The sequence below is a fragment of the Micromonospora sp. CA-111912 genome (assembly GCF_050948415.1).
Taxonomy (GTDB): domain Bacteria; phylum Actinomycetota; class Actinomycetes; order Mycobacteriales; family Micromonosporaceae; genus Micromonospora.
The window spans coordinates 669,716-695,794 of sequence record NZ_CP192007.1 but is presented as its reverse complement, the minus strand read 5'-3'; the positions used below and the strand labels follow the sequence as shown (position 1 = coordinate 695,794).

24 protein-coding genes and 1 riboswitch are annotated in these 26,079 nt (G+C 70.4%); of the genes, 6 read left to right on the top strand and 18 right to left on the bottom strand.

Features of this window, described 5'->3' with window-relative positions:
* Positions 1-19: 19 nt before the first annotated feature.
* Complete coding sequence (locus ACQPZO_RS03285) at positions 20-214, bottom strand: hypothetical protein (RefSeq protein ID WP_433346896.1); 195 nt, start codon at positions 212-214, stop codon at positions 20-22.
* Positions 215-367: 153 nt separating this feature from the next.
* Positions 368-1,078: a TetR/AcrR family transcriptional regulator gene (locus ACQPZO_RS03280; protein ID WP_433346894.1), complete on the bottom strand. Its 711-nt coding sequence runs from the start codon at positions 1,076-1,078 to the stop codon at positions 368-370.
* 97 nt (positions 1,079-1,175) lie between these two features.
* On the opposite strand from ACQPZO_RS03280, the gene ACQPZO_RS03275 reads away from it, so the two are divergent.
* The 4 genes from ACQPZO_RS03275 (at position 1,176) to ACQPZO_RS03260 (ending at position 4,126) form a co-directional block, all read left to right on the top strand.
* The gene (locus ACQPZO_RS03275) at positions 1,176-2,381 is read left to right on the top strand and encodes an FAD-dependent monooxygenase (protein WP_433346892.1); all 1,206 of its coding nucleotides are present in this window, start codon (positions 1,176-1,178) and stop codon (positions 2,379-2,381) included.
* A 315-nt stretch (positions 2,382-2,696) separates the two neighbouring features.
* The gene (locus ACQPZO_RS03270) at positions 2,697-3,071 is read left to right on the top strand and encodes an ArsR/SmtB family transcription factor (protein WP_433346890.1); all 375 of its coding nucleotides are present in this window, start codon (positions 2,697-2,699) and stop codon (positions 3,069-3,071) included.
* On the top strand, positions 3,068-3,544 hold the full coding sequence (locus ACQPZO_RS03265; RefSeq protein ID WP_433346888.1) for an SRPBCC family protein: 477 nt from the start codon (positions 3,068-3,070) through the stop codon (positions 3,542-3,544). Before ACQPZO_RS03270 ends, ACQPZO_RS03265 begins: the two co-directional genes overlap by 4 nt.
* A gap of 18 nt (positions 3,545-3,562) precedes the next feature.
* Positions 3,563-4,126 carry a dihydrofolate reductase family protein gene (locus ACQPZO_RS03260; protein WP_433346886.1) on the top strand — a complete coding sequence of 188 codons (564 nt, stop codon included), beginning with the start codon at positions 3,563-3,565 and terminating at the stop codon, positions 4,124-4,126.
* A gap of 478 nt (positions 4,127-4,604) precedes the next feature.
* On the opposite strand, the gene ACQPZO_RS03255 is transcribed toward ACQPZO_RS03260, so the two are convergent.
* From ACQPZO_RS03255 to ACQPZO_RS03245, 3 genes are all read right to left on the bottom strand, one after another.
* On the bottom strand, positions 4,605-5,114 hold the full coding sequence (locus ACQPZO_RS03255; RefSeq protein WP_433346884.1) for a hypothetical protein: 510 nt from the start codon (positions 5,112-5,114) through the stop codon (positions 4,605-4,607).
* Between the two features lie 352 nt (positions 5,115-5,466).
* Positions 5,467-6,462 carry a ribonucleotide-diphosphate reductase subunit beta gene (locus ACQPZO_RS03250; RefSeq protein WP_433350762.1) on the bottom strand — a complete coding sequence of 332 codons (996 nt, stop codon included), beginning with the start codon at positions 6,460-6,462 and terminating at the stop codon, positions 5,467-5,469.
* Positions 6,463-6,506: 44 nt separating this feature from the next.
* The gene (locus ACQPZO_RS03245) at positions 6,507-8,942 is read right to left on the bottom strand and encodes a ribonucleoside-diphosphate reductase subunit alpha (protein ID WP_433350760.1); all 2,436 of its coding nucleotides are present in this window, start codon (positions 8,940-8,942) and stop codon (positions 6,507-6,509) included.
* A gap of 171 nt (positions 8,943-9,113) precedes the next feature.
* Positions 9,114-9,329, bottom strand: a riboswitch (cobalamin riboswitch).
* 305 nt (positions 9,330-9,634) lie between these two features.
* Between ACQPZO_RS03245 and ACQPZO_RS03240 the strand changes: the two genes are divergently transcribed.
* Together ACQPZO_RS03240 and ACQPZO_RS03235 are read left to right on the top strand one after the other, a co-directional pair.
* A complete protein-coding gene (locus ACQPZO_RS03240) occupies positions 9,635-12,868 on the top strand; it encodes an Ig-like domain-containing protein (RefSeq protein WP_433346882.1) in 3,234 nt (1,077 codons plus the stop codon).
* 310 nt (positions 12,869-13,178) lie between these two features.
* Entirely contained in the window at positions 13,179-14,432 is a 1,254-nt protein-coding gene (locus tag ACQPZO_RS03235; protein ID WP_433346881.1) for a S8 family serine peptidase, read from the top strand.
* Positions 14,433-14,582: 150 nt separating this feature from the next.
* Here the strand turns inward: ACQPZO_RS03235 and ACQPZO_RS03230 are convergent, their stop codons facing one another.
* The 13 genes from ACQPZO_RS03230 to ACQPZO_RS03170 all read right to left on the bottom strand — a co-directional run bounded on the left by ACQPZO_RS03230 (position 14,583) and on the right by ACQPZO_RS03170 (position 25,988).
* Positions 14,583-15,437 (bottom strand): ABC transporter ATP-binding protein, encoded by an 855-nt coding sequence (locus tag ACQPZO_RS03230; protein ID WP_433346880.1) that lies wholly within the window; start codon positions 15,435-15,437, stop codon positions 14,583-14,585.
* Positions 15,438-15,553: 116 nt separating this feature from the next.
* A complete protein-coding gene (locus ACQPZO_RS03225) occupies positions 15,554-16,510 on the bottom strand; it encodes an amidohydrolase family protein (protein WP_433346878.1) in 957 nt (318 codons plus the stop codon).
* 187 nt (positions 16,511-16,697) lie between these two features.
* On the bottom strand, positions 16,698-17,468 hold the full coding sequence (locus ACQPZO_RS03220; RefSeq protein WP_433346876.1) for a GntR family transcriptional regulator: 771 nt from the start codon (positions 17,466-17,468) through the stop codon (positions 16,698-16,700).
* 199 nt (positions 17,469-17,667) lie between these two features.
* A complete protein-coding gene (locus ACQPZO_RS03215; RefSeq protein WP_433346874.1) occupies positions 17,668-18,549 on the bottom strand; it encodes a fumarylacetoacetate hydrolase family protein in 882 nt (293 codons plus the stop codon).
* Entirely contained in the window at positions 18,549-18,959 is a 411-nt protein-coding gene (locus ACQPZO_RS03210) for a RidA family protein (RefSeq protein WP_433346872.1), read from the bottom strand. Before ACQPZO_RS03210 ends, ACQPZO_RS03215 begins: the two co-directional genes overlap by 1 nt.
* Before the next feature lie 27 nt (positions 18,960-18,986).
* Complete coding sequence (locus tag ACQPZO_RS03205) at positions 18,987-19,523, bottom strand: cupin domain-containing protein (protein WP_433346870.1); 537 nt, start codon at positions 19,521-19,523, stop codon at positions 18,987-18,989.
* On the bottom strand, positions 19,520-19,891 hold the full coding sequence (locus ACQPZO_RS03200; protein ID WP_161689239.1) for a hypothetical protein: 372 nt from the start codon (positions 19,889-19,891) through the stop codon (positions 19,520-19,522). The genes ACQPZO_RS03205 and ACQPZO_RS03200 overlap by 4 nt, the downstream gene beginning before the upstream one ends.
* Positions 19,892-19,920: 29 nt before the next feature.
* Positions 19,921-21,525 carry an FAD-dependent monooxygenase gene (locus ACQPZO_RS03195; protein WP_433346868.1) on the bottom strand — a complete coding sequence of 535 codons (1,605 nt, stop codon included), beginning with the start codon at positions 21,523-21,525 and terminating at the stop codon, positions 19,921-19,923.
* Positions 21,522-22,256, bottom strand: coding sequence for an SDR family NAD(P)-dependent oxidoreductase (locus ACQPZO_RS03190; RefSeq protein ID WP_433346866.1), 735 nt, complete (start codon positions 22,254-22,256; stop codon positions 21,522-21,524). Before ACQPZO_RS03190 ends, ACQPZO_RS03195 begins: the two co-directional genes overlap by 4 nt.
* Before the next feature lie 32 nt (positions 22,257-22,288).
* Positions 22,289-23,368, bottom strand: coding sequence for an Ldh family oxidoreductase (locus ACQPZO_RS03185; RefSeq protein ID WP_433346864.1), 1,080 nt, complete (start codon positions 23,366-23,368; stop codon positions 22,289-22,291).
* Positions 23,365-24,165, bottom strand: a complete 801-nt coding sequence (locus ACQPZO_RS03180) for an ABC transporter permease (protein WP_433346862.1) — start codon at positions 24,163-24,165, stop codon at positions 23,365-23,367. Before ACQPZO_RS03180 ends, ACQPZO_RS03185 begins: the two co-directional genes overlap by 4 nt.
* On the bottom strand, positions 24,162-24,929 hold the full coding sequence (locus ACQPZO_RS03175; protein ID WP_387021421.1) for an ABC transporter ATP-binding protein: 768 nt from the start codon (positions 24,927-24,929) through the stop codon (positions 24,162-24,164). Before ACQPZO_RS03175 ends, ACQPZO_RS03180 begins: the two co-directional genes overlap by 4 nt.
* Before the next feature lie 60 nt (positions 24,930-24,989).
* The gene (locus ACQPZO_RS03170) at positions 24,990-25,988 is read right to left on the bottom strand and encodes an ABC transporter substrate-binding protein (protein ID WP_433346859.1); all 999 of its coding nucleotides are present in this window, start codon (positions 25,986-25,988) and stop codon (positions 24,990-24,992) included.
* Positions 25,989-26,079: the final 91 nt, after the last annotated feature.

The window sequence follows — 26,079 nt, the reverse complement described above, 5'->3', positions numbered from 1 at the left end:
TTACCTAACTATTGGACGATCAGTACGATCCGCCGCCGCCGCACCGGTTGGTGGTGCTGGTGCAGCCGGTGGTCGGGATGATCGAGGTCCAGTTGATACCACCGGCGACCTCGCCGGCCTCGACGTCGATCCCGGCGAGATCGAGGTCGTCGAGGTCGACGAAGTTCTCCGCGTGGTCCACCATCTGGGCACCCGCCGTGATGTTGTTGGTCATATCCACCTCTCAGGTTCGTGACAGTGAAGTGTGCGGTCGGGGTTCTCACCCGAATCGCACAACATCGATGGCGGCCAGCATTGCCGACGGCAGTCTGCGCCCTCTATGCGTCCGCTATGCGCCCAGTGGCTGCCACCTCCGGACGTCGATCCCCTATCGGGACGTCCGTCCGCTGATCACTCCGCCGCCACGCCGGTTGACCAGGAGGTCGAGACCGTCGAGGATCCGGTCCAGACCGAACTCGAACGCCTGGTCGTGCCCGCCGTCGGCGGCTGCCTCGGCCATCGTCGCGACCAGCGCCGGAAAGCGGTCGCCGTGGCGGCGCAACTGCTCGGCGATCTCGGCGGTGAGGTCCGCTTCGGGTTGCCGGCCCACCATGGCCTGCTGGGCGATCGCGCGGACATGGCCGGCCAGCACCCCGATCGCGTCGAGGCGCTCGCTCCCGGTCAGCCCGGTGGACGGCAGGATGCTCGCCGCGCACTCCATCCAGCCCAGTTCGTTGGGGCCGACGGCCCGGGGGCCGAGGATCGCCTCCACCGTCCAGGGATGCCGCACGTACGCGTCGAGCAGATGGTGGGCCCACTGTTTCAGGGCGGCCCGCCAGTCGGCCGGGTCGATGGCCGGGGGCGCACCGATCGCGCGCTCGACCATGAGCGCCACGAGTTCCCCCTTGCCCGCCACGTACCGGTAGAGGGACATCTTGGTGAACCCGCGGTCGGCGGCTACCCGCTGCATGGTCACCGCCGCGAGGCCTTCCGCGTCGGCGATCGCGATCCCCGCGTCGGCGATGTGCTCGAGGCTCAGGGCGGGTTTGGGTCCTCGGGTCGGTTGCGCCCGGCCTTCCCACAGGAAGTCGCTCGGCACCTGGCCTCCATGCGTCTGGTCGTTGTCCAAAATCTGTTTCCATGGTACACAGTTGCAATCGTGTCCGCCGGACACTGTTTCTGTTGGAGGACCTGCCATGAAGAACTCGACCGTGCTGATCTCCGGTGCCAGCATTGCGGGGCCGGCGCTGGCGTACTGGCTGGGCCGGTACGGCTTCCGCCCGACCGTCGTCGAGATCGCGCCTGGCCTGCGGGCCGGCGGCAACCGCGTCGACTTCCGCGGCCGGACCCACCTGAGCGTGCTGGAGCGGATGGGCGTACTCGACGACCTGCGCGAGGTGCAGACCGGCGGCACCGCGATGCGCTTCGTCGACGCCGCCGGCCGCAAGCTGATGGAAGTGCCGGCCGACTTCGCCGGCGGCGACATCGAAGTGCCACGCTTCGACCTGTCCCGGGTGCTCCACGAGCGGAGCCGGGGCAGCACCGAATACCTGTTCGGTGACAGCATCGCGACCATGACCGACACGTCGCAGGGCGTGAACGTCACCTTCACCAGCGGCACGCGCCGCACCTTCGATCTGGTGATCGGCGCCGACGGGGTGCACTCGGCCGTACGCCGGCTGAGCTTCGGGCCGGAGGAGCGCTTCGTCCGGCACCTCGGCTACTACGTGGCGACCTGGGGGCTGCCGAACGAGTTCGGACTCGACCGGCACTCGCTGTTGTACAACGCCCCCGGCCGGATGGCCAGCATCGGTGGCGATCACCGCGATCCATCCAGGGCGGGCGCCTTCGTGGCATTCGCCGCACCCCGGATCGACTACGACCGGCACGACTCCGACCAGCAGCGCGGCATCGTCCGCGAGCGGTTCGCCGGGCTGGGCTGGAAGGTGCCACGGCTCCTCGCCGCGCTGGAGGAGGCGACCGACTTCTACTTCGACTCGATCTGCCGGGTGGACATCTCGCCGTGGTCGGGCGGCCGGATCGCCCTGATCGGTGATGCCGCATGCGGAGCCACGATCGGCGGGATGGGCACCGGCACCGCGGTGGTCGCGGCGTACGTCCTAGCCGGCGAACTGGCCGCCGCCGACGGCGACCACACCGTCGCGTTCCCACGCTACGAACGGTTGCTCGCCGACTTCGCCCGGCGCTGCCAGAAGGGCGGCGACACCACGGGCAAGTTCTTCGCGCCGCGTACCGCCGCTGCGGCCCGGGTACGCAACGGGCTCCTCAACCGGCCACTCCTCATGACCATGATGCTCAGGACTGCCGAGGATCGCAGCAACAACATCGAGTTGCCGGACTACCCCGAGCCGGCGATCGGCCTGCCGCCAGCGCGGAACTGAGCCGACCGATCCGGCCACCCAGCCCACTCACCAGGTGGCGTTTCGGGGAGATCGAAGATGTAGGGACGGTTGCTACCTGGTGGGTCGGACCGGTTGACGGATTGGGTGGTGCCACCTGGCCCGGCGACCTCCACGGGAAGCAGGTCGTTGTCGCGATCCAAACGTGGGCAACCGAGCGGACGCGCCCGCGCCCGGCGTGGGCCCCCGGCACGTCAGCGTCGGTGGCAGGACCGAGCCGGCCCGGCGAGTCATCCGTTGACAACATCACTCGCGCTCCAATACGCTTAACAGGGTGGTTAAGTGAAAGGGCTTCCGATGACTGGCACCGACCAGCTCAGCGCGGTGTTCTCGGCGCTCGCCGACCCGACTCGACGGGCGATCCTCGCCGAGCTGGCCGCACGCGACGCCACGGTCACCGAGCTCACCGCTCCTCTCTCCATCTCGATGCCGGCGGTGTCACGGCACCTGAAAGTGCTCGAACGCGCCGCGCTCATCTCGCGGTCGCGGTCGGGCAAGTGGCGCGCGAGCCACCTCGAAGCTGCCCCGCTGCGCGAGGCGGCCGACTGGATCGAGCGCTACCGGCGGTTCTGGGACTCGTCCCTCACCCGCCTCGATGCCCACCTCGCCGCGGTGCAGGCCGCCGGACCGGCAACGGACCGGATGGCCGACGACCCCATGGAGCTCGAATGAACACCGAAACTCCGCAGCTCGTCATTTCCCGCGTGTTCAACGCGCCGCGGGAGCTCGTCTACCGAGCTTTCACCGACCCCGACCACCTGGCGGCGTGGTGGGGCCCGACCGGCAACTCACTGCCGCGCGACGAGATCGAGTTCGACGTGCGCCCCGGCGGCTATCAACGGTGGACGGAAGTCAACGCAGCCGACCCCGGCCTTCGCGTGCACATCCATGTCGACCTTCTAGACATCGCTGACGGCGAACTGCTCGAAGGCGTCATGCACGTCAGTGGCCGGCTGCAGGAGGGCATCGAGCCGTTCGAGACGAGGTTGCGGGTCGAGTTCCACGACGAAGCCGACGGGCGGACGCGACTGGAGATCCGCCAGTGGCTGCCCGAGCACCTGACACACCCCAGTGAGGAGGGTTGGCGCCAGGCGTTCACCAAGCTGGACGCCACGTTGACGAATCTCCAGTGTCCTTGCAGCTGATCATCGAAAGGTAGAAGCATGGCCAAGCTGATCTACGTGACCAACCTGTCGCTTGACGGCTACATCGAGGACGAGCGCGGCGTCTTCGCCTGGCTCCCGCCCGACGACGAGGTATTCGCGTTCACCACCAACCTCCTGCGATCCGTCGGCACGTTCCTCTACGGACGGCGCCTGTACGAATCGATGGCGGTCTGGGAAACCAATACCGGTCTGGCCGCCCAGTCCGAGCTCACGGCAGACTTCGCCAGCGCCTGGAAGGCGGCGAACAAAGTCGTCTACTCCACGACCCTCGCCGCGGTGTCAACCGTCGACACCCGAATCGAACGCCAATTCGACCCCGCCGCGGTACGCCAACTGAAGGCCACGGCCAGCAGCGATCTCACCGTAGGAGGTGCCAACCTCGCGACGCAGGCTTTCAAGGCCGGGCTGGTCGACGAGTGCCAGCTGTTCATCTGGCCCGTTGTCGTCGGCGGAGGCAAGCCAGGGCTGCCGACCGGCATGCGCGCCGACCTCGAACTCCTCGATGAGCGCCGATTCCGAAACGGCGTCGTACACCTCCGCTACCGCCCTCTCGGACAATGACCGACAGCCCTGTCCGATCGCCGGCGCTTGCATGGCAGGCCGAGCGCTGACGACTGATTCGGCCGGATGAGGGCGCCCATCACGAACTCGGGTTGCGTCAAGTCGCAGTGTGCGGAGGCATCAACTCGGGAATCCCGTTCCGCTCCTTGCGGATGACCTGAGATCCTGGCCAGGGCCCCGGTCTCGCCGGCCCTCAGCTATGTCTCCTCTCCCGCACCTGCCCCGGGAGGTCGCCGCTACGCCGCCCCGTACACCGGGCAGCCGGGCGGCGGCCCGAACAATGCCCCCCACCCGGTCGGGGACCTGCCCTTCAGTCCCTATGGAGCTGCCCCGTCCACGCTCCCACTCCACCGACAGCACAAACGGGGCAGCTCCAAAGGAACCAACGCAGGGCACGCCGACCCGGCAAAGACCGACCCGGCAGGGGCCGATGGTGTCAGCAGCGCGCATCCCATGGGGCCTGCCAAGCCGGAGACCCTCACAACTTTGCCGGGGCCCTGCCGGTGGGACGCCTGTTCCACGGGGTTTCTCGGTCAGTGGCCGTGGAAGCGGCACCGTCCAGGGCCGGGGCCGTCGAGGGTGGGCCGCCGACGGTAGTCGTAGGGGCGGGGCTGGCCGGTAGATGACCGCCAGCCCCGTCAGTTTCCCGACGCCCCCCGGCCGCCACATCACGGGTGCCGCGCACGGCGCTCTGCACAGGCGTCAGCCCGGCGATTGTCTCCTGCGGGGTGGCTTTGTGGGGCACGGCCATGGTGGCCTTCGTCGCCTCACCGATCGAACCGGCGAGCCCACCCAGGCCGCCCTGGATGCCCGTGATCGCGTTCCGCACCCGCGCCACGCCCGCCGCTACGGCGACGAAGCCAGCGCCTGCGGCCCGCAGCGCCACCTCCTGCGCCTGCCTGTCGGCGGCGGCCGCCAGCCCCTGTGCGCGTTCGACGCCGCTCGTCAGCGCGCGGAGTTCACCGGTGATCTTCTCGGTGTGCGACACGTGGCCGGCATCCCCAATCGATGACAGCGGAGGTGTTCGACAGCTGAAACTACCGAGGTCTCTGCGGGGCCACCAGACACTGATGGCAGGTCGGGTCGCCCGGCGCGCTGGGTCCAGTGCGGCCGGGTGGGCTGGTGTCGGCGTACGGCCCGGCCCTGATTTGCACAGGCGCGTACGGCCGAACGCGCACCCCCGACTCCCTCCTTGTGACTGATGGTGGTGACCGCGATGCGCCACGACCCGCAGGAGATCGCGCTGCACCGGTACATGCGCCGGTTTTTCCTGGAGGCAATGTCACGGCCGGTGCTGCGCGATCTTCACATCTGCTGGGGACTCGCCGGTCGCGGTCGGCTCAGAAGTCGTCGTCGAAGCCGACGGTGCCGGTCACCCCGACCTGGTACGCCGACACCCGCCGTTCGAAGAAGTTGGACAGCTCCTGCACGTCCTGCAACTCCATGAAGGCGAACGGGTTGGTCGACCCGTAGTGGACGGGCATGCCGAGCTGCGCGAGCCGCCGATCGGCGACGTGCTGGAGGTACTGGCGCATGTCGGCCAGGGACATCCCGGACACGCCCTGGCCGAGCAGGTCCTCGGCGAACTGGACCTCGCACTCGACGGCCTCGGTGAGCATCAGGCGTACCTGGTCTGCGAGGTCGTCGTCGAACAGGTCCGGTTCCTCGCTGCGGACGGTGTCGACCACGTCGAAGGCGAAGGCCATGTGCATGGACTCGTCGCGGAACACCCAGTTCGTGCCGGATGCCAGGCCGTGCAGCAGCCCCCGGGAGCGCAGGAAGTAGACGTAGGCGAAGGCGCCGTAGAAGAACAACCCCTCGATGCAGGCGGCGAAACAGATCAGGTTGAGCAGGAACACCCGCCGGTCCTGCTTCGAGCGCAGTTCCCGCAGGTCCTGGAGGGAGTCGATCCAGCGGAAGCAGAAGTCGGCCTTACGCCGGATCGAGGGAATGTTCTCGATGGCGTCGAACGCGGCGAACCGCTCGGCCTCGTCGGGCACGTACGTGTCGAGCAGGTTCAGGTAGAACTGGACGTGCACGGCCTCCTCGAACAGCTGCCGCGACAGGTAGAGCCGGCCCTCCGGCGAGTTCACGTGCTGGTAGAGGTTCAGCACCAGGTTGTTGGCGACGATGGTGTCGCCGGTGGCGAAGAACGCGACGAGGCGGCTCACCAGGTGCCGCTCCGCCGGGGAGAGCCGGTCGAGGTCGGCGAGGTCGGCGTGCAGGTCGACCTCCTCCACGGTCCAGGTGTTGCGGATGGCGTCGCGGAACCGGTCGAAGAAGTGCGGGTAGCGCATCGGACGGAGGGTGAGGTCCATCCCCGGGTCGAGCAGCATGTGTGTGGTCCTCGGGTCGGTGGCTGTGGCGTCGGTCGGGGCGGTCACTGGCAGGCCTCGCACGACTCGGGGTTCTCCAGGGAGCAGGCGAGCGCCTCGTCGACGGTCACCGCCGGCGCGACGACACCGACGGCGCCGACGGCATTGACCGGGCTGACGGCATTGACGGGGCCGACGGGGCTGACCGGGCCGACGGGTGCGACCGTGGCCTGCTGGATCCGGGTGGCGGGGCGGGACCGCAGGTAGTAGGTGCTCTTCAGCCCGGCCTTCCAGGCGTACAGGTACATCGAGGAGAGCTTGCCGATCGTCGGAGCGGCGAGGAACAGGTTCAGCGACTGTGACTGGTCGATGAACGGGGCGCGGGCGGCGGCCAGGTCGATCAGCGCCCGCTGCGGCAACTCCCAGGCCGTACGGAACAGCTGCCGGACCTCCGCCGGCAGTTCCGTGATGCCCTGCACCGATCCCTCGGCGCGCTTGATCGCCGAGCGGACCTGGTCGGTCCACAGGCCGCGGGCCTTCAGTTCGCGTACGAGGGCGGTGTTTACCTGGAGGAACTCCCCGGACAGGGTCTCGCGCTTGAACAGGTTGGACACCTGCGGCTCGATGCACTCGTAGCAGCCGGCGATGGAGGCGATGGTGGCGGTCGGGGCGATCGCCACCAGCAGCGAGTTGCGCAGGCCGTGCGCGGCGACGCGCTCCCGCAGCGCCGTCCAGCGCTGCGCCTGACTGCCCGTGACGCCCCACAGGTCCGGCTGGAGCTGGCCGCGTGCCGCCCGGGTCTCGGCGAAGGCCGGGTGGGCGCCGAAGCGTTCCGCCAGGTCGGCGGAGGTCTCCAGGGCGGTCAGGTACAGCTCCTCGCTGATCCGGGTGGACAGCTCCCGGGCTGCCGGGGAGTCGAACGGCAGCCGCAGGGCGAAGAACACGTCCTGCAGGCCCATCAGGCCGAGGCCGACCGGCCGCCAGCGGGGGTTGCTCGCCGCGGCCTGCGGGGTCGGGTAGAAGTTGATGTCGATGACCCGGTCGAGGAACGTCACGGCGGTGCGGACGGTGGCGCGCAGCCGTTCCCAGTCGATGCCGCCGTCGGCGAGGTGGGCGGCGAGGTTGACCGAGCCGAGGTTGCACACGGCGGTCTCGGCGTCGCTGGACACCTCGACGATCTCGGTGCACAGGTTGGACAGGTGCACCACGTTGCCCGGCTCGGCGGTCTGGTTGCACAACCGGTTCGCGGCGTCCTTGAACGTCATCCACCCGTTGCCGGTCTGTGCGAGGGTCCGCATCATCCGCCCGTACAGCTCCCGCGCCGGCACCTGCCGCACGTACCGGCCCTGCGCCTCGGCCGCCCGGTACGCCGCGTCGAACTCGTCCCCCCACAGGTCCGGCAGCTCCGGCACCACGTCCGGGTCGAACAGCGACCACATCCCGTCGGCCTCCACCCGGCGCATGAACTCGTCCGGGACCCAGTTGGCCAGGTTCAGGTTGTGGGTGCGCCGGGCGTCCTCACCGGTGTTGTCCCGCAGTTGCAGGAACTCCTCGATGTCCGGGTGCCACGGCTCCAGGTAGACGCAGGCCGCGCCCTTGCGCCGGCCGCCCTGGTTGACCGCCGCCACCGAGGCGTCCAGCGTCCGCAGCCACGGCACGATCCCGTTGGACTGCCCGTTGGTGCCCCGGATCAACGCGCCCCGCGACCGGACCCGGGAGAACGCGATGCCGATGCCGCCGGCGAACTTCGACAGGTTCGCCACCTGCGCGTACCGCTGATAGATCGAGTCCAGTTCGTCGCGCGGGGAGTCGACCAGGTAGCAGGAGGACATCTGGGTGTGCCGGGTGCCGGAGTTGAACAACGTCGGCGAACTCGGCAGGTACGCCAGGCTCGACATCAACCGGTAGAACTCGATCACCTCGTCCGGGGCGTGGGACAGGCCGCAGGCCACCCGCAGCAACCAGTACTGCGGGGTCTCCACCACCAGCCGGCTCGTCGGATGGCGCAGCAGGTACCGGTCATGGACCGTGCGCAACCCGAAGTACTCGAACCGCAGGTCACCGTGGGGGTCGACGGCGTCATCGAGCTGCGTGGCGTTGGCGGCGACGAACGCGGCGGTGCCGCCGCCGATGAGGCCCTCGACGTGTCCCCGTCGGATCGCCTCGCTGAACGACCCGATGCCCTGCCTGCGGACCTCCTTGTCGATGTAGCCGGCCAGCAGGCGGGCGGCCAGCCGCGAGTACTGCGGCTCCTCACCGATCATCTCGGCAGCGGTCTGGATGGACAGCCGGTCCAGCTCGGCGGTCGTCGCGCCGTCGTACAGGCCGCTGATCGTCCGTGTCGCCACCCGCAACGGGTCGACGTCGGCGAGGCCGACCGTCCACCGCTCGACCGCTCGGACGATCCTGTTGACATCGACCGGTTCGGTGCCGCCGTCGCGCTTGCGGACGCGCATCTGCGTCCGCCGCGGGCCCGGTAGGGCTGCCTCGTCGGCCGTCATGCCCTCGACCGGGACAACCTCGGTGACTGCCACCACTCACTCCTCGCGGGCTCGAGACCTGATGGCCTTCGGACGCGTGGAGACAGACACCGGCGGACGTCACGCCGGCGGGGCGCGGGTCAGGTGGCGTCGGCCGTCCCACGCGGCCTCGGACCGCCGCCCACCCCGGTATGGGTGCGCGGCGCGCTGGCAGGTCTTCGGACTCGCGGGCGTGACCGGGCTCACCGGTCTTCTACTGGCCGTCGCTTCCCAGGCCGCTGGCGGCCCAGTGCTGATGACGGCGGTCGTTCCCACTCACCGCTGCGGGGCAGTCCCGGATTTCCACCGGGTTCCCTCTTGCCTCGACCGCCCCGGATGAGCGGCCGAACCAGCTACGGTCGACACCATATATAGGGACTACGGCGTTGTCACACCCCACATGTCGAGTCCGGGCGTGTCGGAGACCGGGGCGGTGAAGCCTCGTCGATTTGTTCGGCGCAGCGACCGAGCCGATTGGTGGAGCGGGTCTGGATCCAAGGGCGGCGGACCCGGCCGGTAGGACCGGAACGGATGTCGACCGGTCGGGTTTCCGACGGGCATCCGTACACAAGGGATGGTGACCTCCTACGGTGACTTCCGGCACGCCAGGAAATGGACGTCGCCGGGAATCGACCCGGCGACGCGATTCAGGCGTTTTACAGGGGGTTGTCTCGATGCACGTTCGGAGCCGCGCCATCGCGGGTCTGGTCGCCGGGGCTGTGCTGTTGACAGGCCAACCGGCGGCTGCGGGCACTGTGCAGGGCAGTGCCGCCGACGAGGTCGCGAGCACCAGTGCTCGCGTCGCCACGGGAACGATCGGCGGCGATGCGACGCGCACGGCCGTCCGCACGGCCTCGTCACTGTCGGTGCCGGGACACACCGGGCTGGTTCCCAGCACGCCGCGCAATGACGTACCGAGGATCACCGACGGCGAGATCACCGACATCGAGGTGATCGGCAACCGGGTCTTCATCGCCGGCTCCTTCACCGCGATCGCCAACGTCGGCGGGACGCCGGTGGCGCAGCCGTCGCTGGCTTCTTACAACATCGACACGGGCCTGGTTGACACCGGCTTCCGGCCGACGTTCGACGGATCCGTCGAGGCCGTCGAGGCCTCGCCGGACGGCTCGTCGCTCTACGTCGCCGGCTCGTTCAACACGGTCGGTGGCCTGACGAAGCGCAAGATCGTACGGCTCGACCCGGTCACCGGCGCTCCGATCGCGGCGTTCACCGCGCAGGGGAACGGGCGCGCGACCGCTCTGGCCGTGAGCAACACCGCGGTGTACGTGGGCGGCCAGTTCACGAAGGTGAACAGCGTGAACCGCGGCGGGCTGGTCGCGCTCAACCCGACGACGGGGGCGGTGGACAGCGGGTTCAACCTGCCCCTGACCGGCGGCATCGGCGTCGGCGGCATGCTCACCGTGCAGCAGCTCAAGCTGACGCACAACGGCAGCAGGCTGCTGGTCGTGCACACCGGTCGCCAGATCGCCGGTCAGGACCGCTACGGCGTCGGTCTCGTCGACACCGCCACCAAGGCCCTCCTGCCGTGGCGCACCCGCCTGTGGGAGGACAACCTCTCCTTCGTCGGCGGCATCCAGCGGGTCTTCGCCGGTGACGTCGCGCCGGACGACTCCTACTTCGTCGTCACCAGCGGTTCGGGAGGCGATCGCCCGCCGATCAACGACACGGCGATCGCGTTCCCGGTGACCGGCGCCGACCACGTCGAGCCGATCTGGGTGTCGCGTCACTTCGACAGCATCTACTCGGTCGCCATCACCGAGACGGCCGTGTACGTCGGCGGCCACTTCAGTTGGCAGGAATCGCCGACCTCCAACGTCCCGTGGCCCGGCCTGGACAACGTCGGGTACGGCACGGGTCAGGGCCTGAGCGGCTACGGTCTCGGCGACCAGGTGGTCCGCCGTGACCACCTCGGCGCACTCGACCCGGCCACGGGCACGGCGATCGAGTGGAACCCGGGTTCCAGCTCGTACGAGGGGGAGAAGGCGATGCTGGCCACCCCGCGCGGCCTCTTCGTCGGTGGCGACGGCAACACCAAGGGCGGCCTGTCGGTGGGGCGGGTCGGGTTCTTCGACCTCACCCGGGCACCGGCGCCCTCGCCGGTCGACACGACGGTCGTCACGCCCATCGAGGGGGCGGTCAAGCAGGCCAACGCGCCGTTCGCGCTCGGCGGGCAGGCGACCTCTCCGGCCGGCGTCACCAAGGTCGGGATCGAGATCCAGAACCGGGGTTCCAAGAAGTACCTGCAGGACGACCTCACGACGTGGGGCGCCGCCAACAGCATCAACGCGACGGTCGCAGCGGTGAACTCCGCCTCGACCTCGTGGTCCCTCACCGTGTCGCTGCCCGTCGGCGAATATCAGGTCCAGGCGAAGACGTTCGGCAACAACGGCCAGGCCGATGCCTCGAAGGCCGTCAAGAAGATCGAAACCTTCAGCTTCGACGACCTGCCGCCGACCACGAAGATCACCTCACCGCCCGCCGGCCTGGTCGCCGCTCAGAGCTTCGTCGCGACCGGCACCGCCAGCGACGACAAGGGCGTCAGCGCGATGACGTACTCGTTCCGCAGGTCGGACAACCAGTACCTCCAGGACGACGGGACGGCCGCACCGGTCTACAACACCTTCCGGGGCGAGCCGGACGTCATCGGCGCGTTGTCGACCACCTGGCAGTTCGAGGTGGCCCTCCCCACCGAGGGCGAGTGGAAGATGACGGCCACCGCCATCGACAACGCCGGTCAGGGTGACCTGCGCGGCGACACCCGGGACTGGATCATCTCGGCGACCGGCGTCGCGCCGTCGGTGGCCGTCAGCACCCCCACGCCGATGACGCCGCCCACCGCCGCCGCGCCGATCACCGTCGCGCCGGGCGGCTCGATCACGTTCTCGGGGACCGCCGGCGACGACGGCACCCTGAAGTCGGTCGAGGTCTATTTGCGCAACAACACCACGCGCGAGGCGCTGGCGGCCGACGGCACGTGGGGCGCCGACTCGATCGCGGCGTACCACCGGGTCTCACCGATCAACCTGAATGCCCCGTCGTACAACTGGTCGTACACCACCGTGCCGCTCACGCCCGGCGTGTACGACTTCCGGGTACGGGCCACCGACAACCTGGGCCTGAGCACGACGACCGCCAATCTGGGCCGGCTCACCGTCACCGCCCAGGTGCCCGGTGACGCCTTCCCGAACGGCCTGTTGAACTTCACCGGCGTCGACCAGAACGTCGACCAGTTGCACCTCAACCTGGCCGGCAGCGCGACCGACAACAACGGCGTGCAGAGCATGCGGGTGGCGCTGCGCGACCTGGACACCGGCCGGTACGTACAGCCGAACGGCACCATGGCGGCGAGCTTCGCCACGGTGAACGCCACCCTCGCCTCACCCGGCGCGACGAGCACCACGTTCGCCCTGTCGATCGACCTGCCGACCAAGGGTGAGTACAGCGTCGAGGCGTGGGCCGTCGACACGGCGGGCCAGCAGGACGGTTCGACCTCCGGCGCCACCGCTCGGTACCTCGTGTATCCGGGCGATCTCGACCCACGGCTGGAGCCGAGCCTCACCCCGCAGGACGGCGAGGTCTACCCGGACTCGCGGATCGTGGTCTCCGGACGTGCCGTGGACGATGTCGGGATGCTCCGGGTGGACGTCCAGATCGTCAACGGCGCCGGCCAGGGGATGAACGCCTCCGGTGTGTTCAGCACGCCGTCCGTCCCGGGCAACTTCCCCTGGATCTCGGTCTTCCTCACCAGCCCGGGATCCCCGGGGTCGAACTTCGCGTACACGTCACCGGTGATCCCGGCGGGTGCCTACACCGTCTCGGTCCGGGGGACCGACAACTACGGGCAGCTGCAACAGCCGCCGAAGATCGTCCCCGTGACCGTCAGCTGAACCGATCGGCCGCAGGCCGATCTGCTCCGGGAAGCGCTCCTGCCCCCACAGCGGATCGGTCTGCGGCCCCGTACCGTCGACACGCTCCCGGCCAGGCCGCCACGGCCTGGCCGGCTGCCGTCGCCAGATCTTGATACACACGGAAACAATAATTATCAACCCACGTCAAAAAGACTTCCATCAATCGATGGACGCATTTCCGCCAATCGCCATCAAGCCAACCTCGCAGTACGATCCCGAAAACCGATCAGACCATTCCATCGGCGTCACGAGCACGATGGAATGGCCGGAGCAGAGGGATGGCGCAGAGATGAGACTCCGCCACAGGACGATCTTCACCCACACCCGTCGACCCGGGCTGGCCGCCATGGCCGTCCTCGCCACCACCGCCCTGGCCGCCACCATGCTCGCCGGTCCGGCGTCTTCGGCACCCGCTGCGGAGCCGACGTCAGGTGCGATCGGCGAGATCCTGGGCGCCGGCAGTGCGACGGCGGTTCCCGGCAGCTACATCGTGACGCTCAAGGAGAGCGCGGTCGGCAGCCGATCCACGGTGTCCAGCGCGGTCAGCGGCCTGGCCGGCCGGTACGGCGTGAGCCCGGACCAGGTCTGGGGCGACGCCCTGGACGGCTTCTCCATGCGGGCGTCGGAGGCGGTCGCCCGCCGGCTGGCCGCCGACCCGGCGGTGGCCCAGGTGGAGCAGGACCGGTTGACCATGTTGGCCACCACGCAACTGAACGCGCCGTGGAACCTGGACCGGATCGACGCACCGCTTGGGCTCAACGGCGCCTACAGTTACGTCAGCCAGGGCACCGGAGTCAGGGCGTACATCGTCGACTCCGGGATCTACATCGGGCACCAGGATTTCGGCGGTCAGGCGATCTACGGCGTTGACGCGGTCGACGGCGTGTTGCCGGCGGACGACTGCACCGGGCACGGCACCCATGCCGCCGGCACCGTCGGCGGGACGACGCACGGGGTGGCCAAGGACGTTGTGCTGGTCGCGGTCAAGGTGTTCGACTGCGTCCTGCCCAGCACCCTGGCGATCCTGATCAGCGGCATCAACTGGATGATCGGCGACCACCTGGCAGGGCAGCCCGCCGTCGCGAACATCGGGGTCCAGTCCACCCCCAGCACCGCGCTCAACAACGCGGTGGCCAGCGCCGTCGCCGACGGCATCACCGTGACGGTCCCCGCTGGCAACTCGAACGCCAACGCCTGCAACTTCTCACCCGCGTCGGTGCCGACCGTGCTGACCGTGGCCGCGACGCAGTCCAACGACAGCCGGGCCAGCTTCTCCAACTACGGCCCCTGCGTGGACATCTTCGCCGCCGGCGTGGGCATCAGGTCCGCCTGGATCGGCTCGCCCTCGGCGGTACAGATGATGACCGGCACCTCACACGCGGCACCGCACGTGGCCGGGGCGGCGGCCCGGGTGCTGAGCAACTACCCGACGTGGACACCGGCCCAGGTGGCGAGCTACCTGTTCGGCGTCGCCAACGTAGCGGTGGGCAACCCGGGCACCGGTTCGCCCAACCGGCTCCTCCACCTGTCTCCCACGTTCTGATCCGTCGCCGGAGGCTGCCAAGGCCGGCCCAGCGCGGTCAACTACCCGCCACCACGGAGGTGGCGAGCAGGCCGCGCAGGGCCGGCCGTCGCCGAGCAGCGGCCAGTTGGCGCAGCGCCATGGCGTCGGCTCCGGCCGACGCGTCATCGGTCACGGCACCGGCCGCCCCTGGTCCTCGGCGTCGGCATGGTCACCCTCTTCGGCGTAACCAGCCGCACCGTCGGCGTCACCACCGGCGTCGGCCTCGGCGTCGGTCGAGCCGAAGTAGACCTGCCGCATCTGCGGGCTCGCCAGGCATTCCCGGGGATCGCCGTCGAAGGCGATCCGGCCCCGGTCGAGCAGCAGCACCCGGTCGACCAGTCGGGTGACCATGTCCATGTTGTGGTCGACCAGGATCACCCCGTGGCCCCGCCGCTGGACTTTCCGGATCACCTTGGCGATAGCGGCCACGCCCTGCGCGTCGGAGCCGGCGAAGGGCTCGTCGAGCAGCAGCACCACCGGGTCCTGACCCAGTGCCCGACAGACCTCGACGAGTCGTTGCTCGCCCAGGGTCAGGTCTCCCGCCTCGCGGTCGAGGCCCTCAATGCCCAGTTCGTGCGCCAACTGGCGGACGCCCTCGCGGTCGGCCGCCCGGTGCGGCCGTACCGCGCCGGTGAACATCCGCCACGGCCTGCTGTCTCGTTGCGCGTGCCGACCGAGCAGCAGGTTGTCCCGGACGCTCAGGCGCAGCGCCAACTGCGGGTGCTGGAAGGTGCGGCCGAGCCCGACCCGGGCCCGGCGGGAGGCCGGTCCGGTGAGCCGCCGCCCACGCAGCAACAGCTCACCGGCGGTGGCCGCCTGCGTACCGGAGATCAGGTCCACCAGCGTCGTCTTGCCGGCTGCGTTCGGCCCGACCAGCCCGAGGACCTCCCCGGCTCGCAGCTCGAACGACACGTCCGCCAACGCGGTCACCTCGCCGTACCGCTTGGTCAGGCCGCGGCCGACCAGCAGCTTCGTCTCATCCACCGGTACGCCTCCTCCACGGCAGCGCCAGCGCGCGCCGTCTTCACTTGTCGGCGTATCCGATCACACCCTTCGGCGCGACAGCGTGATCGCCAGCACCCCAACGCGGGGTGCCGCGGTCACGAACCAGCAGGTGCCCGTCCCAGGGCCCGCGCCGCGTTGTCGGTGGCCACCTGCCGGGCGTAGTCCCCGCCCCGGTGGGTCACCGTGGCGGCCGGGTCGGCGGTGCCCATCGGGAACGGCCAGTCGCTGCCGAGCACCAGCCGGTCCGCGCCGAAGACCGACACCGCCAGGTCGACCACCGCCGGGTCGTGGGCCAGGTTGTCGACGTAGAGGGCGCGCACCGCCTCGGCCGGGGTGGGCGACAGCACCGGTACGCCCGGCCGGGTGGTGGTGTGCCCGCGCTCCCAGCGCCCGACCACCGCCGGCACGCAACCGCCGCAGTGCACCAGCACGAACCGGATCCCCGGGTGCCCGCCGAGCACCCCGCCGAAGACGAGCTGGGCCACCGCCACCGTCGTCTCGACCGGGTTTCCCAGCAGGTTGGCCAGGTAGTAGGGCTCCAGGCGGGGATCCGCCGAGTGCGCGGGGTGCAGTTGCAGGGTGCGCCGGTCCGCGTCGAGACGCTGCCACAGCGGGCGCAGCGCCGGGCCGTCCAACGGTCCGGCGTCTCCCCCGGCGGCACCGACCACCCCGGCCCAGCGGTCGTCGGCGGCGATCCGGTCGTACTCGGCGAGCGCCACCTCGGGGTGTTCGAACGGCAGGTACGCCAGCGGGGTGAGCCGGGGCCGGTCGGCGACCACGGCGAGCAGGCCGTCGTTGACCGCGCGGACCCATGCCGCCGCCTCCGGCCCCGACAACCCCTGGCGGTAGAAGGGCGGGGGCACGCTGACGATCGCCTCGTCCAGCCCGGCCCGGTCCAGGTGGTCTTCGAGCCGGTCCGGGTGGTACAGGTCGGTCGGGCCGACCCGCCTGCCGCCGAGAAGGGCCGCGCCGTCACCGTCGACCGCGACCCCGGGAAGGTCGGCGGGGCGCAGGTCGGGGGCGAGGTGGGCGTGCATGTCGATGCCGGACACTGGGCTTCCTTAACGGTTGGGCCCGACCGGCGGTCACGACGGGACGCGCCGACGGTGCGGGTCAGTGACTGGCGGAGCCGCCCATCCGAGCGACGGGCCGCCAGTCGGGCGAGCGCCGCCCCGCCGGGTGGCGGGCCGCGTCAGGCCGGCCGGCGCGGGTGCGGCGGCGCGGTGGTAAAGCCGGTGGTCATCTGCCGGTACGCGCGCGCACCGGCTCCCGGGCCGCGGGCACCGCCGCGGCGTCAATGTTCATCTTGCCGATCACCCGGTCGGCCGCGTGCTGGATGTGGACCTGCACGGCGGCCACCGCCGCCGTCACGTCCCCCGCCACACACGCGTCGAGGATGGCCCGGTGCTCCCGGACCCGCTCCTCGTTCTGCCCGGTCGGGGTCACCGTGGCGAACCGGTACCGCTCGCTGTTCTCCCAGACCGGCTCCAGGCCGCGCAGCAGCCAGCGCGAACCGGCAGCCCGGTAGATGGTGAAGTGGAACTCGGTGTGCGCCCGGCGGGCAGCCGTGGCGTCGCCGCGCTCGGACGCGGCGACGTGCTCGTCGAGTGCCGCCTCGGCGCGCCGGGCGTCCGCGGCGGTGAACCGGGTCGCCGCGCGCTCGACCAGCGCCGTCTCCATGGCGATCCGGGCCTCGTGGGTGTCGGTTGCGTCCTCGACGGTCAGCGGCATGACCCAGGCGCCCTTGTGCTGGACCACCTCGACCAGGCCGATCGCGGCCAACCGCCGGATCGACTCCCGGACCGGGCTCATGCTCATGCCGAGCAGGTCGGCCATCTCGTTGAGCCGCAGCGGGGTGCCGGCCGGCAGCCGACCGGTGAGGATCGCCTCGTGCAGGACCGCGGTCGCCGAGTCGGCGAGTGTGCGGTGCTGCCCGTCGGCTCCACCGGCACCGACCCGACCGTCATCGCCGGCGTCACCCAGGACGGTTCTACGATGCGTTGCTGCCACGGTGTGCCTCCGGGTAAAGCCGCTGGTAGATGCCGTCCGCGTCCCGTCATCGTCGGGAACATGCGGGACATGATCCTGGTTCATGGGTGTTCGGTTTATCCCACAAACGCACCGGCGCGCTTTGGAAATGGTACCAATTTCGCCGCCGTGGAATGGTGCGGGGCGGTGCCACGTTGCCCCGTCCCGCACCCGCCAGGGATCAGTGCAGCTTCGTGAGTCGCACTCGGTTTCGCAGCTCACCGAGACCTTCCACCCGGGTCACCACCAGGTCGCCGTCGTTCAGGAACACCTGCGGATCGCGGGCGTTCCCGATGCCGCTCGGCGTTCCGGTGAGCACCACGTCGCCGGCCCGCAGGGTCATCCCCCAGCTCAGTTCGGCGATGATCCGGGCGAATGGGAAAGCCATCTGCGCTGTCGACGCGTCCTGGAGCACCACGCCGTTCACCTCGCACCGGATGCGCAGGTCCGCCGGGTCCGGAATCTCGTCGGCGGTGGTCAGCCACGGCCCGAGCGGCATGGTGGCGTCGATGCTCTTGCCCTTGAGCCATTGACCGCCGTGCGCGCGTTGCAGGTCGCGCTGCGACACGTCGTTGGCGACGCAGAACGCCGCCACGTACGACATCGCGTCCGCCTCGCTCACCGAACGGCAGTCCGCGCCGATGACCAGCGCCACCTCCGCCTCGTAGTCCCACTTGGCGGAGATCCGCGGGTCGTAGGCGATGTCGTCGTACGGGCCGACGACCGTGTCCGGGCCCTTGGTGAAGAAGGTCGGGTGCTTGGGGGGTTCCGCGGGGTCCTGCCCCTCCCGCTTGCCGCGCGACTCCTCGAAGTGGTCCCAGTAGTTCCAGCCCGTGCAGAGGATGTCCCGGTTGAACCGGCGCAGTGGCGCGTCGAGCCGGACCTCGGCCAGCGGCACCGCCGCGACCTGCCGCGCGGCGGCGCGAACCGCGTCCAACGCGTCCGCGCCGCCCCGGATCGCCTCGTCGAGCCCGCCCAGCTCGGCGGGGAGCACGGCGACGGTGTCGCCGTGCACCACCCCGATCCGCCGGCCGCCCTCGGCGAGCACGCTGGCGAGCCTCATCAGGCGTCCTGCCCGTCGTCGATCACGCCGATCGCGTTGATCTCGATGAGGTAGTCCTTGTTCACGAACTTGGAGACCTCCACCATCGTCGAGGCCGGCGGCTCACCGGTGAAGTACTGCCGGCGCACCTCGTGGATGGCGTTGAAGTCCTCCATGTTGCGGACGTAGACGTCCACCCGCACGATGTCCTCCAGCGACCCGCCGGCGGCCGTCATCGCGGCGCGCAGGTTCTGGCAGACCTGGTGCGTCTGGGCGGTGATGTCACCGACGCCGGTGACCCCGCCCTCGCGGTTGCGGGCGGTCATGCCGGACACGAACACCATCCGGCCCCGTGCCCTGATCTGGGTGGCCTGGGCGAAGTGACCGTTCGGGACGGCCAGCTCGGGGGAAACGATCTGCTGCTTGGGCATGGTCATCCTCTCTTTCCGAGGGTGGGGCTAGTGGGCGTCCGCCGGATCGGTGTACCACTGCGGCTGGGTCGGGTAGTGCGGCCCGTCGTAGATCTCCAGCAGGACGCTCTCCTCTTCGGCGAGCGTCGGCCCGTGCAGGCTGCCCTTCGGGTTCCAGTAGAAGGAGCCCGAGGTGAGGGTCAGCCCGGTGGGCACGTAGGTGTAGCGGCCACCGAGGCAGAACATGAACTGGTTGGACGCGTGCGAGTGGCGCAGCGGGATGCCGGATCCCTTGCGGAACCGGACCAGCGAGATGGACGCCTCGGTCTCCTCGTCACGCCACAGCGCCTTGTGCGAGAGGCCGGCGAGCGTCTTGTCCGCCCAGTCCAGCTCGTCGGTCTGGAGCAGGATCTCGCGGAACCGGGCAAGCACCACGCCGCCCGGGGCGGGCACCAGTTCCTCCCGTGACCGTTCGGCCGCCTCACCGCCGTAGTTCGACGGCTCGGAGAGGTTGTTGGCCCACTCCTGCGGGTCGACGCCGGCCGGCACCGGCGGGGCCGGCACGAGCGGCGGCAGGTCGCTCACTGGTCGCCCTGACCGGCCACGAGGTTCTCCCCGAGGCACTTCAGCTCGACGAGCCGGCTGTGGTAGCGGGTCGTGCCGTGGTTGGTGAGCATGTGGACCTCCCCCGGCGCGCGGTAGACCACCCCGCCGACGGCCTCGTGCACCAGCCGCGGGTCGCCGCCGGCCAGCGCGTCGATCCGGTTGTCGGCAGCCGCCAGCGCGATCACCAGGTACGGGTTGAGGTGGTGGTGCCAGGGCTGCTGCTCACCGGGCTCCAGGCTGATCTCCCAGACCCGCACCTGGTCGTTCTCGAAGACCACCCGCTGGCCGACGGCGCCCAGCTCGACCTGGCTTCCGTCCGGGGCGGTCGCGTGACCGTAGTTACTCATTGTCATCCCTTTCGCAGACGAGGGTGTGGTCAGGCCGGGTCACGGGGCGGTGGGCATCCCGTGATCCGGGAGTAGAGCTGGGCGGCCGTGTCGGAGCCCGTGGCCGGGTCGAACGGGACGATCGCCGCGACGTGCCCGTCCGGGCGGACCAGCACCAGGGTGTCGTCGGCGACCCCGAACCGGCGTCGCACCCGGTCGCCCGGGTCGAACAGCGCCCGGTCCCGCAGCCCGGAGTCGTGCGGCGCGTCCCACCGGCTCACCACGTGGTGCCGCAGCGCGGGCGAGTCCTGCGGCGGCAACGCCGGCCCCCGGCGGGGGTCGGTGAAGTACAGCGCCACGAAGGCATCGGCCGCGAGGTCGTGCAGGTGTACCGTGCCGGACTGGCCGAACAGCGGCAGGTCGGGGCTGCGCGCCCCGGCCAGCACCGGCAGCGGCTCGTCCCCGGCGGCGACCATCGACCAGTCGCCCGTGCCGTCCACGTCGAGGCGTACCCCGAGCATCGCCCGGGTGAACGCGTTGCCCCAGTTGCCGGCGGTCATCACCCCCGGGTCGTCCGCCCGCCGGGCCATGTAGGCCCGCGCCGCCGCGGCCATCGACGCGGAGCCCTTGGTGGCGACCGGCTCCTGCTCGACCTGGTAACCGTCGAGCAGGCTCTCCTCGGCCCAGCCGCGCAGCACCCATGCCATCCGCCAGGGCAGGTTGGAGGCGTCCAGGACCCCGGTGTTCAAACCCAGCGCCCACATCGGCGTGATCAGGTGCGCGGCGTCGCCGAGCAGGAAGACCCGCCCGTCCTGCCACCTGTCGGCAACCCGCTGGTGGACGTTGTAGACGTTGGTGCCGACGATCTCCAGGGTCTTGGTGTCCCCGATGAACCGGCGCGCCTTGTCGACCAGTTCCTCCCGGCTCGGCTCGGCCTGCCCGGCCGGCAGCGGGTAGAGGAAGCGCCAGCAGTGCGGCTGGCGGACCAGGATCATCCACTCCTTCGGGTCACCGAAGTAGGCCAGGTACGGGTAGTCGCGGGGGTTCTCCACGTCCAGGTCGACCTTCAGGTCGACCAGCATGTACCGCTCCTGGTACGTCTCGCCCTCGACCACCGCGCCGATCTGCTCCCGGACGACGGACCGGCCGCCGTCGCAGGCCAGCAGGTACCGCACGGGCACGGTCCGCTCCCCCTCGGCGGTACGCAGCCGCAGGTCCACCCGGTCCGGATGCTGGACGAAGTCGAGCATCCGGTGCCCCATGTGCAGCGCGCCGGGGGCGGTGGCGTCCAGCCGCTCCCGCAGGATCGGCTCCAGCTCGTGCTGCGGGATGTTGATGATGAACGGGAACCGGGTGTCCTCGGTCAGGTCGCCGGTCCGGACGCTGAGCGTCTGGGTGTTGGTGGCCCGGTCCAGCTCGCCGATCTCGTCGATGCGCAGCGACCCGGCCAGCACGTCGTCCAGGGCGCCGTACCGGTGCAGCACCTCCAGGGTGCGGGTGAGGACGGTGCCGGCCTTGGTGTCCAGCGACAGCCGCTCGTCCTCCTCGAAGATGACCACCGGTACGCCGTAGTGGGCCAGGCCCAACGCGGTGACCAGGCCGACCGGCCCGGCACCGACGATTCCCACCGGCAACTGCTCGGTCGTGTCGCTCATGTCGCCTCGCTCATCGGGTAGGCCCGGTCACGGGTAAGGGTGGATCCGGTCATGGTCGCGGCAGGCGAGAGCAGGAACATCAGCGGCCCGACCACGTCGGCCGGGGTGCCGATGCCGGTGGCCCGTGCCCAGTGTTCCCGTTCGCCGCCGGTCGGGTTGGCCTGCTGGAACTGCGGGGTGTCCACCACGCCGGGGAAGACGGTGTTCACCCGGATCCGGTGCTCGGCGACCTCGGCGGCGAGCGACTTGGCGAAGGCGATCAACGCCCCCTTGCTCGCCGCGTAGGCCGACGCCTGCGCCCGGCCGGCGGTGGCCAGGCCCGAGGCGAAGACCAGGATCGCGCCCGAGCGGCGGGCGATCATGTCCGGCAGGACCGCCTGCGCGCACCAGAGGACCCCGTCGAGGTTCACCGCCATCGTGCGGCGCCACTGCTCGGGGTCCATGTCGACCACGTCGCACCGGGGCTGCACCGCCGCGCCGGCCACCAGGGCGTCGATCCGGCCGTGCTCGGCGAGCACCCGGGCCACCGCGGCGTGCACCGCGTCCCGGTCGGACACGTCCACCCGGTGCTCGTGCACCCGCCCGCCGGGGTGCGGCCGGCCGGGTGCCACGTCGAACACCACGGCCGTGCCGCCCGCGTCGGCGTACGCGTGGGCGAGGGCGGCGCCGATCCCGTTGGCGCCGCCGGTGACCACGAGCACCTCGCCGGTGGCATCGAAGCTGGCCTGCATGACTTCCTTCTCCTTCCTCGGACCGGACCGGCTCAGCCGGCGCTGCCCGGCGCGGTGAGCGGCACGCCCAGCCCGGCGGCGACCTCCACCAGCCCGGCGAAGACCGACGGCTGGAGCGCCACACCCTCGCGCAGCGCCCGGTCGTACCGGCCGGCTTCGATGTCGCCGGGCAGGTGGACCTGTTCCACGCCGGGTGCCAGCGCGGAGCCGAGCACCTGGCCGGCCAGGTCGTCCACCCGGCGGGCGATCTCCTCCGCGTCTTCGGCGAACGCCTCGGCGTCCAGGGCGAGGAAGAAGTGCGCGCAGTCGTTGGGCACCGACACGTCGGCGTAGAGGCCCTGGACCCCCCGGCCGTACGCCCCGCCGGACAGCACCCCGGTGAGCACGTCGACCATGAGGGCGAGGCCGTATCCCTTGTGGGCGCCGGACGGCAGCAGGAGCCCCTTGAGCGCGGCGGCAGGGTCGGTGGTGGGCCGCCCCTGCGCGTCGGTCGCCCAGCTCGCGGGGATCTCGCGGCCCTCACCGGCGGCCAGCCGGATCTTGCCGAGCGCGGCCTCGGACAGCGCCACGTCGAGGATCACCGGCTTGCCGCCGGCGCGGGGTACGCCCACCGCGAGCGGGTTGTTGCCGACCACCGCCGAGGCGCCGCCCGGGGCGGGCATCAGCGGGCGGGTGTTGGCCGCCGCGATGCCGACACAGCCGTTGCGCGCGGCGAAGTCCACGTAACGGAACGCCCCACCGAAGTGGAACGCCCGGCGGACGGTGACCACGCCGACGCCGTACGCCTGGGCCTTCGCCACCGCCAGCCGCATCGCCTGGTCACCGGTGAGCTGCCCCAACGCGTGGCCGGCGTCGAGCACCGCGATGGCGCCCTTGTCCCGAACCACCTCGGCCCGCTCGGCCCGGCTGACCGAGCCGGCCCTGATCCGGTCGACGTACATCGGCAGCAGCATCACCCCGTGCGAGCCGATCCCGCGCATGTCGGCATCCACCAGGGACCCGGCGACCAGACCGGCCGCCTGCTCGGAGAAGCCCAGTGCGCCGAAGACCGAGGCGACCGCGTCGGTGAGCCACCGGACCGGGACCGCCGGCTGGAAGTCCGGCGCGCTCATGGCCGGTCCGCCCACGGCACGAAGAACCGCTCGACTGCGGCGAGCAGGTAGAACAGCACGACACTCATCACCCCGAGCAGAATCATCGCGGCGAAGGCCAACGCGGTGTCGGCGCTCGCGCCGGAGGCGACGATCGCGTAGCCCAGCCCCTCGGTGGCACCGACGAACTCGGCGATCACCGCGCCGATGACGGCGAGGGTGATGGCGAGCTTGAGCCCGACGAAGAGCTGCGGGATGGCGGCCGGCATCCGGATCATGCGGAACGTCTGCCACCAGTTGGCCTTCAGCGACCGGCCCAGCTCCACCAGGTCGGCCGGGGTGGAGCTGAGCCCGGCGGCGGTGGAGATGACGATCGGGAAGAAGCAGACCAGGAAGACCAGGAAGACCTTGGGGAACTGACCGAAGCCCATCCACACCACCAGAAGCGGCGCGACGGCCACCTTCGGTACGGCGTTGAGCATCAGCAGCAGCGGGTAGACGGTCCGCTCCAGCATCCGCGAGGCGGTGACGATCAGCGCCAGCGGCACCCCGACCGCGATGGCCAGCAGGAAGCCCAGCAGCGTCTCGCCGAGGGTGACCAGGGTGTTGTCCCACAGGTAGCCGGCCTGCTCGACCATGGCCTGTCCCACCTGCACCGGGGACGGCAGGATGAAGCTCTCCACCTCGAAGACGACCGTGATCGCCCACCACAGGGCGACGGCGGCCACGACGCCGAGTACGGGCGGAAGGTGCTGGAGCCAGCGGGCGTCGGCGCGCGGCTTGTCGGGGCGGGTACGGCGGGACTCGGTGACCGTCACCGTGCCACCTCCTCGGGGGTCATGAGCAGGTCGTGCAGGCGGGCGCGCAGTTCGCCGAGTTCGGCCGAGTGGCCGTCGTGTCCCAGCGAACGGGGACGGGCGATGTCGATGTCCACGATCTGCCGCAGCCGGCCCGGTCGCGGGCTGAGCACGACGACCCGGTCGGCGAGCAGCACGGCCTCGTCGACCGAGTGCGTCACGAACAGCACGGTCGAGGCGTGCTTCATCTGGAGGCGCTGGAGTTCCACCGTGAGGTCGGCGCGGGTGAGCGCGTCGAGCGCGGAGAACGGCTCGTCCATCAGCAGCACCCGGGGCTGTTGGATGAGGGCCCGGCACAGCGAGACCCGCTGCTGCATGCCGCCGGAGAGCTCGTGCGGCAGACGCTTCTCGAAGCCGTTCAGCCCGACCAGGTCGAGCAGTTCGTGCGCGCGGGTCCGGGCGTCCCGCCGGTCCAGTTTGAACACCTGGGTCGGCAGCAGCACGTTGTCGACGACCGACCGCCATGGCAGCAGCGCCGGGCGCTGGAACATGAAGCCGACGTCCCGCCGGGGCCCGTTGATCGGGGTGCCGGCGACGGTTATCTCGCCGGAGGTGGCCGACTGGAGGCCCGCCACCAGCCGCAGCAGGGTGGACTTGCCGCAGCCGGACCGCCCGACGATCGCCACGAACTCGCCGTCGGCGACCTCCAGCGACACATCGCGCAGGGCCTCCACGTCACCGGCCCGGGTGCGGAAGATCTGCGAAACGTTACGAATTCCGATCATGGTCTCGCCCCTCGCGGTGCGCGCGGCAACGGGCCGCGCGCACCGCCGTCGAAGAGGAAGTTACGGCTTTGCGATGTCGTAGACGCCGAGGTCGTCGGCGCTGGGCGTCGACTTGAGGGTGCCGGTGCCGGCGAACAGTTTGATCATCGCCTCCACCCGCGTCCGGTCGAGCTTTCCGGCCTGCCCACCGTCGACCAGGACGTACGGCCGCATCTCGGTGAGTTCGGCGGCGGCGACCTTCTCGTCGGCCGTCCGGTCGTGCTTCTTGAGCAGTTGGGCGGCTTCCTCGGGGTGTTCCACCGCGTAGACCAGGCCCTTGACCAGCGCCGCCGTGAACTTCTCGACCTGTGCGCGGTCGCTGTCCAGCTTCGTGGCGGAGACCAGCAGGCCGTTGCCGTACAGGTCGGGCAGCTTGTCCGCGTACGGCAGCATGGTGACGGTCTTGCCGCCGGCCGCCTTCTCCAGCAGCGGCTTGCCGGCGGCGAACTGGCCGATCGCGTCCACCGAGCCGGCGGCGAGCAGCTGCGGCAGCGACTGCGGCGAGGACGGGACGAACTTCACCGACTTGGGGTCGATGCCGGCCGCCTTGGCGTACGCCGGGAAAATGAGCATGTTCGTGGAGCCGGAGCTGTCCGCGATGCTGGAGCCGGGCAGCTTCTCCGGCGAGTCGATCGCCTTGCCCAGCGAGGCGATGCCGGCCATCGACTTCTGGTGGATGGCAGCCACCGCGCGCACCGGCATCTTCTCGTTGGCCATCGTGGTGATGACCCCGGAGAGGTCGCCGGTGCCGTAGTCGGCCTGCCCCGACCCGATCAGCTTCATGACGTCGACGGTGCCGGTGCCGGGCTTGATGGTGACGTTGAGCCCGGCCTCCTTGAAGTAGCCCTTCTCCAGGGCGACGTAGGCGTACGAGTCCCGACCGAACGTCCCGAAGGAGGTCAGGTAGGTGACGGAGGCGGCATCGGGGGAATCGGTCTTCTCCGAGCCACCACAGCCGGAGACGGTGAGTGCGAGCGCCGCCGCGGCGACTGCCGCGACGAGACGGTTACGACCTGACATGTGACCTCCTGCGTGGACGGGATTTATCAAATGTCAAACTTCCCGACCCGTCAAGACCCCGTTTTGATAACGCAACCCTGCCCGCCACCCT

What these genes read in the sequence shown, in the direction of transcription:
- ACQPZO_RS03270 (WP_433346890.1), top strand. Translation starts at nt 2,697, where the DNA reads ATGACTGGCACCGACCAGCTCAGCGCGGTGTTCTCGGCGCTCGCCGAC.
- ACQPZO_RS03170 (WP_433346859.1), bottom strand. Translation starts at nt 25,988, where the DNA reads ATGTCAGGTCGTAACCGTCTCGTCGCGGCAGTCGCCGCGGCGGCGCTC.
- ACQPZO_RS03235 (WP_433346881.1), top strand. Translation starts at nt 13,179, where the DNA reads ATGAGACTCCGCCACAGGACGATCTTCACCCACACCCGTCGACCCGGG.
- ACQPZO_RS03185 (WP_433346864.1), bottom strand. Translation starts at nt 23,368, where the DNA reads ATGAGCGCGCCGGACTTCCAGCCGGCGGTCCCGGTCCGGTGGCTCACC.
- ACQPZO_RS03275 (WP_433346892.1), top strand. Translation starts at nt 1,176, where the DNA reads ATGAAGAACTCGACCGTGCTGATCTCCGGTGCCAGCATTGCGGGGCCG.
- ACQPZO_RS03260 (WP_433346886.1), top strand. Translation starts at nt 3,563, where the DNA reads ATGGCCAAGCTGATCTACGTGACCAACCTGTCGCTTGACGGCTACATC.
- ACQPZO_RS03240 (WP_433346882.1), top strand. Translation starts at nt 9,635, where the DNA reads ATGCACGTTCGGAGCCGCGCCATCGCGGGTCTGGTCGCCGGGGCTGTG.
- ACQPZO_RS03195 (WP_433346868.1), bottom strand. Translation starts at nt 21,525, where the DNA reads ATGAGCGACACGACCGAGCAGTTGCCGGTGGGAATCGTCGGTGCCGGG.
- ACQPZO_RS03215 (WP_433346874.1), bottom strand. Translation starts at nt 18,549, where the DNA reads ATGAGGCTCGCCAGCGTGCTCGCCGAGGGCGGCCGGCGGATCGGGGTG.
- ACQPZO_RS03175 (WP_387021421.1), bottom strand. Translation starts at nt 24,929, where the DNA reads ATGATCGGAATTCGTAACGTTTCGCAGATCTTCCGCACCCGGGCCGGT.
- ACQPZO_RS03250 (WP_433350762.1), bottom strand. Translation starts at nt 6,462, where the DNA reads ATGCTGCTCGACCCGGGGATGGACCTCACCCTCCGTCCGATGCGCTAC.
- ACQPZO_RS03265 (WP_433346888.1), top strand. Translation starts at nt 3,068, where the DNA reads ATGAACACCGAAACTCCGCAGCTCGTCATTTCCCGCGTGTTCAACGCG.
- ACQPZO_RS03200 (WP_161689239.1), bottom strand. Translation starts at nt 19,891, where the DNA reads ATGAGTAACTACGGTCACGCGACCGCCCCGGACGGAAGCCAGGTCGAG.
- ACQPZO_RS03245 (WP_433350760.1), bottom strand. Translation starts at nt 8,942, where the DNA reads ATGACGGCCGACGAGGCAGCCCTACCGGGCCCGCGGCGGACGCAGATG.
- ACQPZO_RS03190 (WP_433346866.1), bottom strand. Translation starts at nt 22,256, where the DNA reads ATGCAGGCCAGCTTCGATGCCACCGGCGAGGTGCTCGTGGTCACCGGC.
- ACQPZO_RS03285 (WP_433346896.1), bottom strand. Translation starts at nt 214, where the DNA reads ATGACCAACAACATCACGGCGGGTGCCCAGATGGTGGACCACGCGGAG.
- ACQPZO_RS03210 (WP_433346872.1), bottom strand. Translation starts at nt 18,959, where the DNA reads ATGCCCAAGCAGCAGATCGTTTCCCCCGAGCTGGCCGTCCCGAACGGT.